Genomic DNA, 18,900 nt, shown 5'->3' on the forward strand with positions numbered 1-18,900 from the left:
CTTTACCTGAGCTAAACCCTGAGGAAATGGCCGAATGTCGCACATTAGGTGACATTGTCAGTTACTTAAACAGTCAACTTTGTACAAATTCGTTAGAAATGGATAGTCATTCTCCTCAAGAGGAGGAAAAAATAGATGTAAAAGTGATGACTGCTGACAGTTTACCTTTATCTTCAACCATCAGCAGTCAGATAGAGTTACCTAGTCATAGTGAAGTGGTATTAGCACCGCTTCCACCTTTAGTGGAACAGACATTAAATATTTACCCACAAAATGCCTGCATTATTATTGTAGATGATGGTCATAATGCCGGGGCTTTGGCAGAAAAGCTGCGATTACAGCATTTGCAAATTGCTGTGATCCGTTTACCAGAAGGTGAGCCTCAATCTCCTTTGAGTTCTGAAGTGGAAAGCTTTCAACTTAAAAGCCAAGATGAAGTGGGTTTGAGGGAAACACTTGCTTATATATCTCACTCTTTTAGTCAAATAGCTGGGTTGGTTTATTTGCAGCCTTTATCTCAGTCCGTCTTAAATGACGCTGAATCGCTGTTGGTATTAAATAAAAAGAGTTTGCGTCAGCTTAAGCTGGTCTTTCTATGGGCTAAATTATTACAGTCTGAATTAACGAAAGAGCATGGTAATTCAAGATACTGTTTTATGACAGTAAGTCGTATGGATGGTGGGTTTGGGTTAACAAATAACGCCCAGTTAAATGCAATCGAGCTTAATCAAGGGGGGCTTTCAGGACTCTGCAAAACAATGAATCATGAATGGCCTGATGTTTTTTGCCGAGCGTTAGATATTACTCCTGAAATGGATGCTCAAAGTGTGGCTCAGGCAATATTATTTGAACTATGCGATCAGGATGTGAGCCTTACTGAAGTGGGAGTGACATTGTTAGGCCGTTTTAATCCCGTCTTGAATACTGTTTTAGATAAAAATGAAGCGATGAGAGTTGAAAAGCGAACCAGTAAGCCTGTTAGTATCAATTCAACGGATATTATTTTAGTGACTGGTGGAGCAAAAGGGGTAACCCAGACTTGTGCATTAGCGCTAGCAAAGAAAACACAAGCCCACTTCATACTTGCCGGGCGTAGTGAGTATCTTCCTTTAGTTGATAGGCCTGCTTGGTCAGAAAATACAGATCTCGATAATTTACAAGCAGCGGCGATTACCTTTATGCAAACTCAGTCTGAAAAAGTGACCCCAAAACAAATAGCACAACTCATTGAGCCTATAAAAAATGCTCTGAAGATTGATTTAGCATTACAAGCTTTCAAGGAAGTGGGCGCCAGTGCTGAGTATGTGAGCATGGATGTTACTGACTCTTATTCTGTTCGTACTCAATTATCCAATTATACCAAAGTGAGTGAAAATCAATCGTTAGAGCCACATTCTTGTATTACTGGGGTGATTCACGGTGCTGGGGTATTAGCTGACAATTATATTCAGAATAAAAGCTTAGATGAATTTGATAGAGTATATGACACTAAAGTCAAAGGACTCGTATCTATAATGGAAGTTATTGATCCCCAAAAATTAAAAGTGTTGGCTCTCTTTTCATCTGCGGCGGCATTTTATGGTAATAAAGGGCAAAGTGACTATGCAATGGCGAATGAGATTTTAAATAAAATAGCCTTGCAATTGTCTGTTTCATTGTCTCAAACAAAAGTAATGAGTTTTGATTGGGGACCTTGGGATGGTGGCATGGTCAATGCCGATTTAAGAAAAATGTTCATTGATAGGGGAGTCGATGTGATCCCACTTGAGTCAGGAGCTGAGCTCTTTACGCGTCAATTGGTGAGTTCACATCATGTGCAGCTTGTTGTAGGTAGTTCCATGCAAGGAAGTGCCAAAAAACAGGTACCTCAACCGCTCACCATGACCCCTGACAGCCTGAATGACCGATATCAACATGAAGAGTATAAAGACAATCAAGGTCAAAATGGTACTGTACAAGTGCTTTCTGATCTTGAGAAAAATACTGACATTAAGCCCCTGACAAGGGCGATAATTTTAACCCGTAGACTGAATTTGGCTACTTTACCGATTGTGCTTGATCATTGTATCGGCGGTAATCCTGTATTACCTGCTGTATTTGCTATTCAATGGATGCGAGAAGCTGCAATTTCTTCATGTGGGTTAGCCTTTGATGATACGCATCATGTGCAAGTACAGGTTGAAGATTATCAACTGTTAAAAGGCATTATCTTTAATTTGTTTGAAGATCAGCTCTTGAAGTTAACGTTAATGCCAGATGGTGATGGAGATAAATATCAACAAGCATTAAAAGCAGAATTATATTGTAATGACAGGCCTCAATCGAGTGCACGCTTGATAGTGAAAACGATAAAGGCACTAGAGGAAGATGAGCAACCTTCTTTGATGGATAGGTCAGCATTAGCATTCGATAATGAGAATGATAATGTGCTAGATGCCAGTCAATTTTATCAGCAAGGTGTGTTATTTCATGGTCCAAGATTACAAGGGATCACCGCTGTGCAACATATCAATGATACATTTTTGTTGGCGTTATGTCAGCTACCTCTGGTGAATGCTCGTGACAGTGGTTGTTTTACCCCTTGTTATGAATGGGGAGGCTGTCAGCCTTTTGCGGAAGACTTGTTATTACAAGCCATGTTAGTTTGGGCGCGATTTAAATATGAAGCGGCAAGTTTACCAACAAGTATCGGGAAGCTGCTTACTTACCAGCCTTTTCAACAAGGTGAAAAAGGTGTTTTGTTACTTGAAGTGATAGAGCATTCGTTTCATCAATTAAAAGCGAATGTATCTTTATATCATCAAAATGGTGAATTAAGTGCAGTGCTAAAAGGTGCGGTTGTTACAATCAGTGATAGTTTAAATGACGCATTTTTATCTAATACTTTGATAACGAATGAGACACTTGTTGAAGCCAAAAGTTATTTAAACTCCAGTATGTCCTTGTCATCGTCTTCACAACAAATACAGGGACGTGAGAGCATATGAGTGTCAATAATCTTGATGATGGTAGCTTGAAACCATCTAAAAAGGCATTACGTATCGCGCTTTTTATTCAAGCAAACGATGTGCGAGATGCAAAAAAGCAGCGCTTGCCTGTAGAGGAAGCTAATTTTAAGGCTTTATCAATGGATATCAGGTGTGTGGTAGCATTTGAACAAGATCTAGATTCAGCGATTCAAGCGGTTTGTTGCGGTAATGGTGTCAAGCTGATTATGCCAGAATATACTCTTATAATGTTACCGGCATTAAAAGCGGCTAAGTTAAAATTACATCCCCATGCTTTATTATCAGCGTTTCAATGGCAATCGGTGCAAAGAGGAAGGGCGTATCAGGTTTTAGAACAACAAGCCATTAAACAAGTGAGGGGGGAAACTCATCACAGCGACATTAAAAGTGTGTCTTATGATGATTTAAATAGTGAGCAAAAATGCCTTCAATTCTGTCAGTGGGTTATTAATTTAATGAACCGGACATTGGTGACAGAAACACAATCACATTTTTGGTTTAGAGCGCCCTATAAGCCCCGCATGGTGGCAATGAATTTTGGTTTTTCAGAAGACAACTTAACGACGCTACCTGAAATACAGCAACAATCTTGTATTATTTTAACCCAAGGAACCTATCAGACACCTGCTAAGTCTTTAATCCATTCAGAGCAATTATTTTTTATTTTCAACGGCCATAATCAAAGTGAATTGCAACAAGCCTTAGTGAGATTAACACAATCGTTGGCAATAGATGATGTGTGTGTATTGACGTTGATGGCAGAAAATTTACGAACTTATGTAAATATTGGGCAGGGATCATTTTTTTCAGTGGTACTTCAAGCCACATCGATAAGTGGGCTTAAACAAGAAATAGACAATGTATTCAAAGCTATTCCTAAGGTAATAGCGGCTAAAGGTCGTTATCGAACACCCAGTGGTAGTTGTTTCTTTGCCAAGCCATTAACCGATGTTGGTTTAACTTTCGTTTACCCTGGCGTGGGTACAGTTTTTGACAAAATGCTAAGCCAGTTACATGAATATTTTCCTGAATTGTATCAAACTCTAGAAGGTGAGGGTGACTTAAGAGACATATTACAGTCAGAAAAGATTTATCAGGATATTGAGTTAAATGAGCTGTCTTTTGAGGAGAAGAAAAAAGAGTCCCAGTGGGATAAGCTCATTAGTATTCGTCGTAGCAGTGCGGATGAAAAAGGCATGAGCTTGGCAGAACAAGCCATTTCAGGTGTGGGGAGTAGCTATTTACTCACTAAACTATTAACACGAGAATTTGATATCACGCCTCGTTTTGCTATGGGGTATTCTATGGGCGAGGTGTCGATGTGGGCTTGTTTAGGTGTTTGGAAAAACCCTTATGAGATGGTGGAAGACACATTTACAACGGGTCTATTTTCTTCAATGGTGTCAGGCCGTTTAGATGCAGTCCGAAAAGCGTGGGGATTAAAGGATGAAGGGCAGTTCAATCAAGTAGTGGCGAATAAGGAAAATGATCCTCAAAGCGTGAACTGTGATAGTAAAGCGCATGAACGTGATGAATTACATCAAGATAAAGTATGTTGGGGGAGTTTTTTATTACGGAAACCAGCGAAAGAAATTAATGCCATTATTGATAATTACCCTCGTGTTTATTTAGCCATTAATCAAGGTGAAACTTGTATTATTTCTGGTTGTGAAGAAAGTTGTAAGGCGCTGATTAGTGCATTAGGCACAAAGGCGATGACCAGTTCAGGTGTATCTGCGATGCACACAGGGCCTGCAATGTTAGTACATCAAGAAACCTATGATTTTTATTTACGTCCTTTGAATGATTTTTCACAACGACCCTTCTTGTACGATCAGCCACATCATGTGTCAACCAAGACGTCCAATGACACTGTCGATCCGACCCAAATTACTTTTATTAGCTCGCAGTTAAAGCGGGGCATTCACTACAAGCATAATCCCTTTTGTGGCAAGACCATTGCGAAGTCAGTGGCGGATAATCTATGTTATCCACTTGATTTTCCAAAACATGTTGAAAATGCTAGACGCTTGGGAGCCAACTTGTTTTTAGAAGTGGGTGCAGATAAGCAAAATACCATTTTGATTAATCGTATTAATCAAGCTGATTCCGTCGATGACAAATGTGATGCCATGGCTGTCAACAGTCGTGCTGTCGATGACGTGAAGGGTTTATTGAATATTATCGCTCAATTAATCAGTCATCGAGTGCCATTGAGTTTAAAAGTATTGCAACGGAGTGTGGGTACGTTATTGGCCGATAAAGCAAATGACGCTATTGAATTACCGCACGCCTCAAGCCCTTTGGAAAAGCAACAGTAGATTATTATTGGCTTAATCATCATTGTTTAATGAGGAGAAGTTTATGCCACCCCACAATAAAAAAGCGTTACATCAATTACCGTTTTTATCTCATGAAGATGTGAATAAAGGCAGTAAAATTGCGATTGTGGGCTTAGCTGCACTCTATCCTGAAGCGAAAGATGTGGAGACTTTTTGGCAGAATTTATTACAAAAGAAAGATGTTCGTTCTCCTATATCAGCTCAGGAATTGGGTGAAAATGTTGATGATTATAGGGGCAAGAAAGGAGAAAATGATCGTTTCTATTGTGATAAGGGAAGCTATATCAGGCAGTTTGAATTTGATGCCAGTGGCTATCAAATGTGTGAGGATGAATTACACGCTTTAGATCAGAGTGTTCAATGGGCTTTAGATACAAGCCGCCGTGCGTTAATAGATGCAGGTATCACTCTCACGCCCAGTGGATTAGAAAAAGTGGGCTTGGTCATGGGAGCGTTATCTTTTCCAACGAGGCAATCGAATAAATTGTTTTTGCCTTTATATGACAGAGTGATTGAAAAAGCATTAAAAACACGTTTTAAATTGCAGCATGGGCATAGGTTGACATTGACTGAATCGATGCAGGTGAAAGAGGTTGATTTTCAGCATTCTCCTCATTGCCATTATGCTCAATTAGTGGCAAAAGCGTTAGGCTTAGGTGGTGTGAACTTTAACTTAGATGCAGCCTGTGCCAGCTCTGTTTATTCCCTTAAATTGGCATGCGATTACCTTAATCAACAAAAAGCGGATGTGATGCTCGCTGCGGCGGTTTCTGGTGCCGATCCGTTTGTGATTAACATGGGGTTTTCAATTTTCCATGCTTATCCTGATAATGATATTTCTATTCCTTTTGATCCTCGCAGTCAAGGTTTGTTTGCCGGTGAAGGTGCTGGTGTTTTGGTATTAAAAAGGCTTAAAGATGCGATTGAGAGCCATGATCATATTTATGCCGTTGTCGATGGCGTGGGATTATCCAATGATGGTAAAGGTCAATTTGTACTGAGTCCGAATAGTAAAGGGCAAGTAACCGCCTATGAGCGTGCATATCGTACCAGTGCGATAGCGCCAAAAGATGTGGAAGTGGTTGAGTGTCATGCAACGGGTACACCTTTAGGGGATAAAGTTGAGCTGACTTCTATGGAGCAGTTTTTTAGTGATAAATTAGCGGGAAGCTCGGCCCCATTATTGGGGGCGGTGAAATCAAATCTAGGGCATTTACTCACAGCCGCTGGCATGCCGGGGATCATGAAAATGATCTATTCCATGAATACAGGTAAGTTACCACCCAGTATGCATATTGAGCAGGCGATGTCATCGCCCAATGGCTTGTTTTCTGAACATTCATTTTTTGATGATGTTATTGATTGGCCTGTAAAAAATAATAAAAACGAAAAGCATGCAGGGGTTTCTGTATTTGGGTTTGGTGGTTGTAATGCCCATTTAGTGATGTCGTCATTTCAGCCTGAGATGATGGAAGAAAGTATTCATCTTGGTTCTGAGCAGGTAAGTTCTTCAATGGGGTATCAAAGGGAAAGTGAGCCCGGTAAGCCCTTATCGATTACAGGAATAGCAGCGCATTTTGGTCCTTTTGATGATATCAATAGTTTTGATCGTGCAATTCAAAATTATCAACATGGATTTATTTCATTACCTGAAAAGCGCTGGAAAGGAATGGATAAACATGCTGATATTTTAGTTGATTTTGGTTTGAAAGCTGTCCCTAAAGGGGCATATATCGATCGCTTTAAGTTGGATTTTTTGCGTTTTAAATTGCCGCCAAATGAAGATGATAGATTGATCCCACAGCAATTACTCTTAATGAAAATGGCTGATGAAGCTATTCGTGATGCCGGTCTTAAAAGTGGGCAGCATGTTGCGGTATTAGTAGCGATGGAAGCGGAACTGGAGTTACATCAGTTTAGAGGGCGGGTTAATCTTCATACACAACTGAAAAATAGCTTAGATAAACAAGGTATTTCATTAACGAATGAAGAATATTTAGCATTAGAAGCAATCAGTATGGACAGTATTTTACCTGCGGCTAAATTAAACCAATATACAAGCTTTATCGGTAACATCATGGCTTCTCGTGTGGCGTCTCTTTGGGATTTTTCTGGGCCAGCTTTTACGGTATCAGCGTCTGAGCAATCCGTGACTCGTTGCTTAGAAATTGCAAAGCAATGGTTTAAGCATCAAGATGAGAAAGACCCTTTGGAAGCAGTGGTGATTGCTGCGGTTGACTTAAGTGGCAGTATTGAAAAAATTTATGCGACAGCACACTGTCAACCCGTTGCGATAGATCCCAATCCTGTATTGAAGCCTCAAGAGTCAGCCGAGATGTCTCACTCACCTAACTGGAATGTGGGCGAAGGTGCGGGAGCGATTGTGTTGCAAATAAAAGAAGATGCGAAGCTTGATCATGTTTATGCTGACCTACTTGAATGTGTTTCAAAGGTGAATATTTCAGAGAATGAGAACAATACTGATATATTGCAGTATGTGAGTGCTAAGGTGTCAATGATTGAATCAAGTGTTGCTCCGAGCTCACAGGCTCAGCAATTAAGCAAGCAGTTAAATACATTCCTGTCTCAGCTTCCTCAAGCCCAATATTCAAAAGTCAGCGATAGGATTGGACATACCTTTGCAGCAGCAGGTATGGCAAGTTTACTGCATTTATTACTTAAGTTGCGTGAAACCCCCATTGAACAGTCTTGTGGTGACGAGGTGAATGGCTTAGTCAATATTATGAGTGAAGACGAGCAATCGTTACTCATCTTGACCCAAACAAAACCACATCAGCAGGCACTGAATAAGCGTCTTTTACAAGGGGGAAATGTTCATGAAGACCGAGCATTGAATAAACCTGTTGTTCAATTAATGAAAGAGGTTGTGTTGGGAGGAAAAGATATTTTCCAGACTCTTTTGAATGCAGAACTTAATAATGAAGCGGGTATTCAAGCTCAGTTTAATGGATGTGAACTTTGTCCGCCTTTAGGCTCAGCAGGAATGAATTCAATCGATTTTGAACAGGAAAAAGCTTTGATGCGTTTTTCTCAACTCATGGAATCGCATAAAGGTTCGTCTGTGGCCGCTGAAGATGAAGTCGAGATGATGAGACAAGTTGGGGGGGGGATGAGCCCAATGTTCCCTGCTTCTAGTCAAGTCATACATTCAGTTTACGAAACACGCTTGCACACTTTAATACCTGCTTATTTACAGCAACGTGATGCTATGCAAGAGGTACACAGCGCATTTTTGACAGCAAGTGAGTTTACCCATAAATTGAGCAGACAGGAATTACAGTCAAAGTATAGAGACTCCTTTTTTCATGCCAAGAAGAAGGCGACATTACCTGATGATTCTCAGCATATACTGGCGCTGTCAGCAAAGAGCGATAAGCTAGCAAAGCCAAAAGATTGTATTTGGGATTTTGAAGAGTTACAGGAGTATGCAGAAGGGGAAATTGCGAATGTATTTGGGCCCGAGTATAAGGTCATTGATACTTATTCTCGACGTGTTCGCTTGCCGACAACGGATTATCTCTTGGTCTCTCGTGTCACAAAACTTGATGCGACTATCCATGAGTTTAAGCCTAGTTCGATGACAACTGAGTATGACATTCCTATCGATGCGCCTTATTTATTGGATGGACAAATTTTATGGGCTGTTGCTGTTGAATCTGGGCAGTGTGATTTGATGTTGATCAGTTATTTAGGTATCGACTTTGAAAATAAGGGGGAGCGAGTATATCGATTGTTAGATTGTAGTTTAACTTTCTTAGGCGACCTCCCCAGAGCGGGTGATACATTACGTTATGATATTAAAATCAATAAATTTGCTCGTAATGGTGACACTTTGTTGTTCTTTTTTTCTTATGAATGTTTTGTCGATGATAAAATGATTTTGAAAATGGATGATGGGTGTGCCGGCTTTTTTACTGATGCTGAGCTAGCTGATGGAAAAGGGGTGATTAAAACAGAGTCAGAAATAGCCACGAGAGAGCAAGCACTCAAGCAAAATAGCCCTTCTTTTCCCCCTTTATTGCATTGCCAAAAAACGCATTTTGGTTTGGATGAAATTTGTCAGTTGAGTGAGGCTAATTTAGAGAAGTGTTTTGGAAAGAGTCACCGGGCTGATGGTCTTAAGCAAATGTCATTGAGTTTCACCTCTCGGCAATTTTTAATGATTGAATCAGTCAGCCAAGTTGATATTAATGGTGGTGCCTGGGGGCTGGGGTTTATTGAAGCCCATAAAACATTAGCACCTGATCATTGGTACTTCCCTTGTCATTTTAAAGATGATCCTGTGATGGCGGGCTCCTTAATGGCTGAAGGCTGTGGTCAGTTATTGCAGTTTTATATGCTTTATTTAGGTATGCAGACGTTAACGCAATCTGGCCGTTTTCAGCCTTTAGTTGAACTGACTCAAAAAGTGAGGTGTCGAGGGCAAGTGATCCCTCAGTCAGGTCAATTAACCTATCAAATGGAAATTACTGAAATTGGATTAAGTCCTAGGCCTTATGCGAAGGCGAATGTTGATATTTTACTTAACGGTAAAGTGGTGGTTGATTTTAGGGATTTAGGTGTGGTGTTAAAAGAAGAAGAGGAATGTGAACGTTATCAAGGACACTTGACGTTATTAGAGCAACAAAACCAACAATTTCATACTAATGCTCCTTTGATGCAGAAAATTGACGATGTTAACGCTGAGGCCAATAAAGGAGTGATCCCATTTAAACATGTTTCTGCACCGATTACGCCGGATTATCCTAATCGAGAACCGAATACACTACCTTTTACACCCTATCACTTATTTGAATTTGCAACGGGCAATATTGAAAATTGTTTTGGAGAAGACTTTGCCGTGTATCGCAATCGTATTTCTCCTCGAACGCCTTGTGGTGATTTACAATTGACCACAAGAATTATTGATATAAAGGGGACACGAGGGGAGTTTACTGAGCATGCTTTTTGTGTTGCTGAATATGATGTGCCTCAGGATGCATGGTATTTTAAGCAAAATAATCACCCAACTAAAATGCCTTACTCGATTTTAATGGAAATATCTTTACAGCCAAATGGCTTCATATCGGGTTATATGGGGACCACGTTACAGATCAGTGGTGAGGATTTATTTTTCCGTAACTTGGATGGAAAAGGGACATTAATTCGTGAAGTAGACTTGCGGGGAAAAACGATAGTGAATCGCTCAGTGTTACTGTCTACAGTGATAGCTGGAATGAACATTATACAGCGTTTTACTTTTGAGCTGAGTTGTAATAATGAGGTGTTTTATAACGGAGAGGCCTCTTTTGGCTATTTCACGCAAGGGGCATTAACTCATCAACTTGGACTGGATAACGGTCAAACGACCCAAGCTTGGCATCATCAACAACAGTGTGAGCCCGATCACCATATTGATTTAATCGATAAAAACAGCCGTTATTTTTGTGCCAGTAAAGCACAGCCTTATTTTAAATTGGCGGGTGGTCAACTTCATTTTATCGATGAAGTGGATATTGTCGAGCAAGGAGGTTGTCAAGGCATAGGGTATGCTTTTGCTAAGCGGGTAATCGATCCCAGTGATTGGTTTTTTCAATGTCATTTTCATCAAGATCCCGTTATGCCTGGTTCTTTAGGGGTTGAAGCCATTATAGAGTTAATGCAGGTTTATGCGATTAATCAACACTTAGGTGCGCAGTTCAATAATCCTAAAATCAATCATATTCTTTCTGAGATTGAATGGAAATATAGAGGTCAAATTACGCCGCTAAATACTCATATGTCTGTGGATGTGCATATTTTGGCTATTCGTGATGAGCCGGGGAAAAAAGTCATTATTGGTAGAGCGAATTTAAGTAAAGATGGTCTGCGAATTTATGAGGTCAATAATATTGCGATTTGTATTGAAGAAGCCAATGAATAAATTGTTATTAATTGAGGCGCTAATATATGGAAAAAACCAAGCTCAGTGAGCAACCATTATCTCCTTGGCCATGGCAAATTGATGTCTCTCACGTGAGCTTTGATTTGGCCGACATGTCTCAACAATTAAATGATCTTAGTTTAGGCTGCTACTTCGTTAATCATAGCAATAAAGGACTAGGGATCAGCCAACAAGCCTCGCTCATTGATCCACACCGTTTTGACTCGAGCAAACATATGTCTAGAACTGATGATTTTGTTTCAACCAATAAGGCCCACTTGCCGGTAAGTGCTTTTGCGCCAGCATTAGGCACACAAAGTTTAGGCGATCGTCATTTTAGGCGTGTACATGGTGTTAAGTATGCTTATTATGCGGGGTCTATGGCAAATGGTATTTCTTCAGAAGAGCTGGTGATTGCCTTAGGAAAGGCGGGCATTTTATGTTCTTTTGGTGCAGGAGGGTTAGTGAAAGATCGTATTGAACAGGCCATCATACGCATTCAAGCTGCTTTACCGAATGGTCCTTATGCTTTCAATCTATTACACAGTCCAAGTGAGCCTGCAATGGAACAGTCCAGTATTGGACTATTTTTAAAACATAAAGTACGGACTGTGGAAGCGTCTGCGTTTTTGGGGTTGACGCCGCAAATTGTGCATTATCGAGCTGCAGGCTTGAGTTGTGATTTAAATGGAAAAATATGTATTAAGAATAAAGTGATAGCAAAAGTTAGCCGCGTGGAAGTTGCGCGGCATTTTATGCAGCCTGCGCCAATTAAGTTATTACAAGGGTTAGTTGATGAAGGCTTAATCACAGCAGAGCAAATGTTACTGGCTCAAAAAGTACCAATGGCTGATGATATTACTGCAGAGGCCGATTCTGGTGGACATACTGATAATCGCCCATTGGTGACTTTATTACCCACATTGCTAGCGCTTAGAGACAGTATTCAATCTCAATATCAGTACTCGACTCCTTTACGTGTGGGTGCTGGTGGGGGAATTGGTACTCCTGATGCGGCATTAGCCGCGTTTAATATGGGAGCGGCTTATATTGTGACGGGCTCAGTCAATCAAGCTTGTGTAGAAGCGGGAGCGAGTGAACATACTCGTCAGTTGTTATCAACGACGGAGATGGCCGATGTGACAATGGCACCTGCTGCGGATATGTTTGAAATGGGCGTTAAATTACAAGTGGTAAAAAGGGGGACCTTTTTTCCTATGAGAGCCAATAAGCTGTACGATATTTATAGTCATTATGATGGTATTGAAGCTATCCCTATTAAAGAACGAGAGAAGCTAGAATCGCAAATATTTAGGCGGAGCTTAGAGGAAGTATGGGAAGGCACGGTGAGTTTTTTCAACGAGCGAGATCCCAAGGTTCTTGAACGTGCAATGAGTCATCCTAAGCGTAAAATGGCTTTGATTTTTAGATGGTATTTGGGTTTATCGAGTCGTTGGTCAAATGTAGGTGAAGCCGGTAGAGAGATGGATTACCAGATTTGGGCTGGGCCTGCGTTAGGAGCATTTAATCAATGGGCTAAGGGCAGTTACCTTGATGACTATAAAGCCCGTCATGCTGTCGATATAGCGAAACATTTACTTTATGGCGCAGCTTATCTTAATCGAGTTAATCATATTATTGCTCAAGGAATAAACCTTCCTGTTGAATTGAGGCGATGGTCACCGAGTAAAAGCATGATTTAAAAAATGAGGTCGGCGACCTCATTTTTCAGTATATCTTATTGATTATACTGGGGGTGATATTATTGGACTCGCTCCCAGCGGATCCCTTTTGCAATGATTTTTCGCTTTTTAATGGGATCGGGCTCAGTACCAAAGAAACGACATAAATAATGTAGGCTATTAATATAAAGTGGTACCCAAAAGGCGATATGCGTTTTGACTATGGGTTTGACGTTGGTTTTTTTTACAGTGGAGTGCTTCAAATAAGTGACTTTGTCAGAAGTGATATATTTGGGGGAATTATCCATTATTATTGCTCCTTTATTATCCATAAAGCATAAAAGAGTGCGATAACGTGTAGGCTCATTCACGTGGAAAGCTGAATCGATAATACACTCTTTTGAATGCCAAGGTTACCTTTTACTGCCTGTATGTAACTTGAATTAATTGAAATGAAAAGATAAAGGGACAATTAAAGGTGTTTTTACTGCATTATTAACCTCATTACTATGGCTATAAATAAATGATGTTTAGGCTAAGATTGGAATGAGGGCCTCATAGATAATCCCTAATGCGATAGCAATAAAAATAATGCCTGTTGCCAAATTAATGAAAGGGGTGATGCGTTGAAGTGTCGTTTGAATATGGGGTTTAGACAGGAATAAGCTGAGTAGGCTAAACCATAACAGTGACAGCAGGAAAAGTAATACCACACTCGCCAGTTGAGTGCCGATATTGATAGAAGGTGTGATAAGGGTTGAAAATAGTGTAATAAAAAAGATGAGGGCTTTTGGGTTGAGTAAATTTGTGAGTAGCCCTTGCCTAAATCCTTGAAATGGGCTGAGCGGTTTACATGATGGTCTCTTGTCATGATCTGATGATGTTGCATGGAAGTGAGTGAATACGGCTTTTAATGCATGAGTGCCTATCCAAGCCAGATAGGATGCACCGATGAGTTGGATCAGAGTATATAGGATCAGAGAGCTGTGAATAACTAAACTAACACCGGTTAAACTTAAGCTTGTGAGGATTAAAATACCGACTGAAATACCAAGCGCTGTCGTCAGTGCAACTTGGCGAGTTTGTTGAGTGGCTATTTTGACTGTTAGTGCAAAATCAGGGCCTGGACTCATGAGGGCTAAACTGTGGATCACGGCTAATGTCGTGAGTAATTCAACATTCATATGTGTTTTTACCTTGTTTTATCTAATGATCGTTATTGTGAGCCATATTTGTTTTTGAGTATTGTAAAAAATTGCATCTTGCATCTTGCAGTTTGGGGGACGCTGATCTTTGTTGATGATTTCTGCAGTAGCTTGTCATTTATTGATAAAAGGCAGAGTTTATGCTCGGCTTTGGTTCCAGACCTCCTCTCTTCCCCATTCTCCTTCTTTTATAAAACAGGATCTGGGTCTACAGACTGCGCCGAGATCAAAACACATTTATCTTAGGGGTTATTAAAGACTAAAGAACAGTTTCCTTAGTAGAAATAATGCTGTACTTCTCAAGCTGTAATTTGACGTTGAAAATGGCTGGGAGTCATTAAATAAGCGGCTTTAAAGGTTTTATTGAAATGACTTTGATCAAAAAAGCCCATATTATGAGCGATACTGGTGGATTTATCGCCTTTTAATAATGCTTTTTTAGCATATTCTAATCTAAGGCATTTAAGGTAAGCATGGGGTGTGATACCTGTGGCTTTTTTAAATTGCCGAAGGAATTGAAATTGACTTAACCCTGTTTGGGTAGCGAGTTCTTCCAATTTAAATGCGTGTGTGAGTTGGCTGTGGAACAGAGATTTAATGTTTTTTAATTGTTGATGACTTAAAGAAAAAGAATGCTTTGGATCAGCAAGGCTTCCTTTACAATGGCGTAATATTAGTTCTGTTGTAAAAGCCATGGTTGTGGTTTCTTTAATCAGTTGGCTGTCAATATTGTTTTTGTCTTGTTGTGTCAGTAAGTGATGTAATTGCAAAAAAGCCTGACATAATTGAGAACAGGGCAATATAGCATGTTGGAAATAACAAGAGGTGTGTTTGAGTTCTTGTGTAATGTGATGAAAATAGTGAATGGGGATAGACATCACATTGGCTGTGTAGCCCTCTTCTTGATGACTTGTTCCATCATGAACTTCATCAGGATTGAGCGTTGATAATACCGTATTGCCGACATGATACTGCTGTCCTTTATGGGAATAGCGTTGACTGCCTTGTGAGATAAGCCCGACATGGTAATCTAAGTGAACATGCTTTTCAAAAGTGAAATGTTGAAATCGAGCACGACTGACAGCCATTTCTGCAATGCTAGGGTGTTGCCAATAATGAATATAATCTTGTTGCATGTGATGTATTTTGTTGGCTAGCTTGTATTGCCTTTCGATATAACGTTGTCAAAATTAATATCGAAAGCGTAAATGAATAGCGCTATGTTAGTCTTTGCCATAAGCTGTGACTAGTAAATAATTGCAGTGATAGCAGATTGCCAGTGTTTCTACATTGGTATCTTTAGATTGCAAGGGTATAATCCTATCATTTTTTAATACTACATTTATTGACAATAATGATACTTGATATCAATAGGAGCCTCAGTGAAAGGTCAGATCATAAGAGAAATGAAAGTGTTAAAGGTTATTGATCCTGCTTTTGAAGTGCAAAGACGCGTAGCATTTATTAAGGCTAAGTTGAAGCAGTCAAGCCTTCATGCTTTAGTATTGGGGATCAGTGGTGGGGTAGACTCATCTGTCGCTGGTCGATTATGTCAGCTAGCCGTTAATGAACTCAATGAAGACGTTATTGAGACAAAGGCTGAGGCAAATCAATCTGAGTATCAATTTATTGCCGTGCGTTTACCCTATAAAGTGCAAAAAGATGAGGATGAAGCACAGCTTGCTTGTCAATTTATTCAGCCGTCAAAACAAGTGACCGTTAATATTGCTCAAGGGGTGGATGAACTTCATTTAGCCACTTTGAAGGGGATTGATGCTGCTGAGTTAGTCAGTGATAGTACTAATATTGATTTTGTTAAAGGTAATGTTAAAGCAAGAATGCGCATGATTGCTCAATATCAGATTGCAGGGGTTATTGGTGGCTTAGTGGTGGGGACAGATCATAGCGCTGAAAATATAACAGGATTTTATACTAAATGGGGTGATGGCGCTTGTGATCTTGCGCCATTATTTGGGCTTAATAAGCGACAGGTGAGGCAAATTGCCCGTTATTTGGATGCACCAGAAACATTAGTGGTGAAAGCACCGACAGCCGATCTGGAATGCGATAAGCCGCAATTAGAAGATGAGGCGGCATTAGGTTTAACTTATGAACAAATTGATGATTTTCTTGAAGGTAAAGAAGTATCGAGTTTTGTGAGCGATAAGCTCATTGCGGTTTATAAAGCGACGCAGCATAAACGACAGGCTATTCCAACCATTTATGATTAGTGATTATATCTAAATTAGATTTTAATATGAAATGATTAGCGCTCAGAAATGAGCGTTATTAATTAAAGACTAATAATTATTATATTAATTAATTACAATTATTATTCATATTATTTGGCTATAAACAAATAGCTTTAAGCTGCTAAAAACAACCATAACATTGAAAATGTTATTTTTTTGTTTTTATTTTTTGATTTTAGATTAGAATGGGCTGATTATTTTATACTAATATTATAGCGTTCAATCATGGAGTATCAATAATAAGGATATCGATTATGAAAACGTTTATTTGTTCACTCTGTATGAGCTTAGCATTAGGGCTAAGCATGTCAATTCAGGCCGATCCTATTCAAGATTTAAGTATGAATGCTTACAAAGCGGGTTGGTTTCCAAACTTTTATCAAGGGCAAGCCATGACCTGCCCTAAAGCGTGTGATGTTTGGGTCGGCACGCGTGCCGAATATGAAAGAACCAATGATGTTGTCTCGAAGCATGATGTTGCTTATGTGTGTAAGATAACCCGAGATCCAGCAATTATTATGGATCCACAAAATGATCCTAGCTCACATTGGGTTTATGGCTCGCAGTTTGATGATATTCCAGCTTGTTTTGCTGGCACTTCTTGGGGACAAACAATAGGCTCTGATTTATTTATGTGCCTGTGTGTTGATTATTAATGATAACAAAGTTGTTTGAGTAAATAGAGTTAAGGTTAGGTGATAATTTAAGGCCGCACTGAAATAAAAGAGATTATGAGTGCGGTTTTATTATTGATATTTATCACATGAATAAGATAGATGTATAAATTGACTAAAGAAGAAGTATTTTTATATTTTTAAGTATTTTAAAAATAAATGGTGAGATAGTTATTTATTTTGATAAGTATATTGCATAAAATGCGTTTTTTTGTTGCTTTCAATTTATAGGTAAATGCCATTTTGTCTCAACAAGGTCAAAAATTCATGATTGCAATGCTTGCAGCGGGTGGCAGTCGCCGCTTTCAGGGAGCGAAACTCGCTGCAACGTTAAAATGCAGTCAAAAAGCAATCATTTTAGATAGCTACTCCAAACTTACCCAACTTGCTAAACAGATAAATTTAAACGGCGATAATGAATTAATTGTTGAGTTGGTGGTTATTTTAGGTGGTCATCAAGCCACTTTACAACCTTTGCTACCTACAGCGGCGTCTTGTGTTGTTAATACTGATTGGGCCCAAGGATTATCCTCCTCGGTGAAATGTGCAGCTCGTTATGCTCAAAAGAAACAAGCATCGGCTTTGATGCTAACATTGGCCGATCAGGTCGCAATTGACGTTGATGATTATAAGCAACTTTTTTCTCTGTGGTTACAAGATAGGCAGACTGTAGCCTCAGAGTATTTTAGTGAACCTGGGGTGCCGGCGATTTTTAATGACGACGACTTACCCGATTTTTCTATGGTTCATGGTGATAGAGGTGCCAAACCTGTGTTGATGAAGCATAAATCACAGGGCCGATTGAGTCTTTTGCCATTGGAATGCGCCGTATGGGATATTGATACTCACAATGATCTTGAGCGTTGGGAACAGTCATCATATTTGATAAGAAATACGTCATAATATGCGAGAATTAGCAGATATAAATGATTAACTCACTCACCTTTTTTAGTTACCTCATTTCGATATTGGTCATTAAACTGTAATTTAAAAACCTAAAATGTGATTTTGTAACGTTATTTTTATAAAAAAGTGCTATTTAATGGTATTTTGAGTGATATTTAGTGTTTTTTTTATCAAAAAAAGGTAATTTATCTCACTTATAAATCAGAGTTATTTAATATGTTGTAGGTTGAGCTTTATGAGTGGTTCATTTACATACTTCAGATAATAACAATAAATAATAGAAAATAATGGGTGTTTAATTTTACCGAGTATTTTTCATCAAGGCTCATAAGCGATAATGTTTGTTGGAAACGACAATACTATTGTTTTTGTTTTTGTTTTTTAAAATACAGGTGGTTATATCCCAAAGGTGTTAAGGTTTATGGAAAATCGTTGGGCTGTGGCTACATCAGCGGGATTACTCGCTGTTGTTTGGGCTGGAGTAGCAGATATATTTAATTGGGTGACTTGGTTAGGCTTTATGGGATGTAGTACGTTTTTTGCTCAGCCTTTGCTTGGCGTTAAGGGCATGCTCATGGCTTGGGCCACAAATGTGTCAGGTGTGTTCTGGGGTTGGCTGATTATTGCCTCAAGCAGCTTTTTTGTTTCTCCGATTATTGGGTATACGATGACAGGTTTGGTGACAGCGGCGATGTGTTTGCAAGCCAGTTATAGTCGTTTAGCTTTTATTCCTGGAACATTTATTGGTTGTTGTGTCTGCTTTGCTTTAGCTGGGGATCTTGCAGTGATTATTCCTCCACTAATAATAGGAGGAGCGTTAGGCCTGTGCATGAGTTTATTAACTGGACGATTGATAAACTTGGGGAATAAGCAAACTAAAGTACAATCCGTAGAGTAAGGTTTACTTG

11 protein-coding genes are annotated in these 18,900 nt (G+C 39.5%); 8 read left to right on the top strand and 3 right to left on the bottom strand.

What is annotated here, in order from left to right; translation table 11 throughout:
- From Q0976_RS18640 to Q0976_RS18655, 4 genes are all read left to right on the top strand, one after another.
- Positions 1–2,987 (top strand): KR domain-containing protein (locus Q0976_RS18640; RefSeq protein WP_299495384.1); only part of this gene is annotated, 2,987 nt, incomplete at its 5' end.
- Positions 2,984–5,329 carry a PfaB family protein gene (locus Q0976_RS18645; protein WP_299495385.1) on the top strand — a complete coding sequence of 782 codons (2,346 nt, stop codon included), beginning with the start codon at positions 2,984–2,986 and terminating at the stop codon, positions 5,327–5,329. The genes Q0976_RS18640 and Q0976_RS18645, both read left to right, overlap by 4 nt.
- Before the next feature lie 43 nt (positions 5,330–5,372).
- Positions 5,373–11,273 (top strand): beta-ketoacyl synthase N-terminal-like domain-containing protein, encoded by a 5,901-nt coding sequence (locus Q0976_RS18650; RefSeq protein ID WP_299495386.1) that lies wholly within the window; start codon positions 5,373–5,375, stop codon positions 11,271–11,273.
- Between the two features lie 26 nt (positions 11,274–11,299).
- Complete coding sequence (locus Q0976_RS18655; protein ID WP_299495387.1) at positions 11,300–12,976, top strand: PfaD family polyunsaturated fatty acid/polyketide biosynthesis protein; 1,677 nt, start codon at positions 11,300–11,302, stop codon at positions 12,974–12,976.
- Between the two features lie 59 nt (positions 12,977–13,035).
- On the opposite strand, the gene Q0976_RS18660 is transcribed toward Q0976_RS18655, so the two are convergent.
- The 3 genes from Q0976_RS18660 to Q0976_RS18670 form a co-directional block, all read right to left on the bottom strand.
- Positions 13,036–13,263 (bottom strand): hypothetical protein, encoded by a 228-nt coding sequence (locus Q0976_RS18660; protein ID WP_299495388.1) that lies wholly within the window; start codon positions 13,261–13,263, stop codon positions 13,036–13,038.
- 222 nt (positions 13,264–13,485) lie between these two features.
- The gene (locus tag Q0976_RS18665) at positions 13,486–14,139 is read right to left on the bottom strand and encodes a LysE family translocator (RefSeq protein ID WP_299495389.1); all 654 of its coding nucleotides are present in this window, start codon (positions 14,137–14,139) and stop codon (positions 13,486–13,488) included.
- A gap of 320 nt (positions 14,140–14,459) precedes the next feature.
- The gene (locus Q0976_RS18670; RefSeq protein WP_299495390.1) at positions 14,460–15,296 is read right to left on the bottom strand and encodes an AraC family transcriptional regulator; all 837 of its coding nucleotides are present in this window, start codon (positions 15,294–15,296) and stop codon (positions 14,460–14,462) included.
- 246 nt (positions 15,297–15,542) lie between these two features.
- Between Q0976_RS18670 and nadE the strand changes: the two genes are divergently transcribed.
- The 4 genes from nadE to Q0976_RS18690 all read left to right on the top strand — a co-directional run bounded on the left by nadE (position 15,543) and on the right by Q0976_RS18690 (position 18,890).
- A complete protein-coding gene (gene nadE / locus Q0976_RS18675; protein ID WP_299495391.1) occupies positions 15,543–16,391 on the top strand; it encodes an ammonia-dependent NAD(+) synthetase in 849 nt (282 codons plus the stop codon).
- Positions 16,392–16,666: 275 nt separating this feature from the next.
- Entirely contained in the window at positions 16,667–17,068 is a 402-nt protein-coding gene (locus Q0976_RS18680) for a hypothetical protein (RefSeq protein WP_299495392.1), read from the top strand.
- Positions 17,069–17,353: 285 nt separating this feature from the next.
- Complete coding sequence (locus Q0976_RS18685) at positions 17,354–17,989, top strand: nucleotidyltransferase family protein (protein ID WP_299495393.1); 636 nt, start codon at positions 17,354–17,356, stop codon at positions 17,987–17,989.
- Positions 17,990–18,413: 424 nt separating this feature from the next.
- Positions 18,414–18,890: a DUF1097 domain-containing protein gene (locus Q0976_RS18690; protein ID WP_299495394.1), complete on the top strand. Its 477-nt coding sequence runs from the start codon at positions 18,414–18,416 to the stop codon at positions 18,888–18,890.
- Positions 18,891–18,900 lie beyond the last annotated feature (10 nt).

This window comes from uncultured Shewanella sp. (assembly GCF_947501665.1).
Lineage (GTDB): Bacteria > Pseudomonadota > Gammaproteobacteria > Enterobacterales > Shewanellaceae > Shewanella.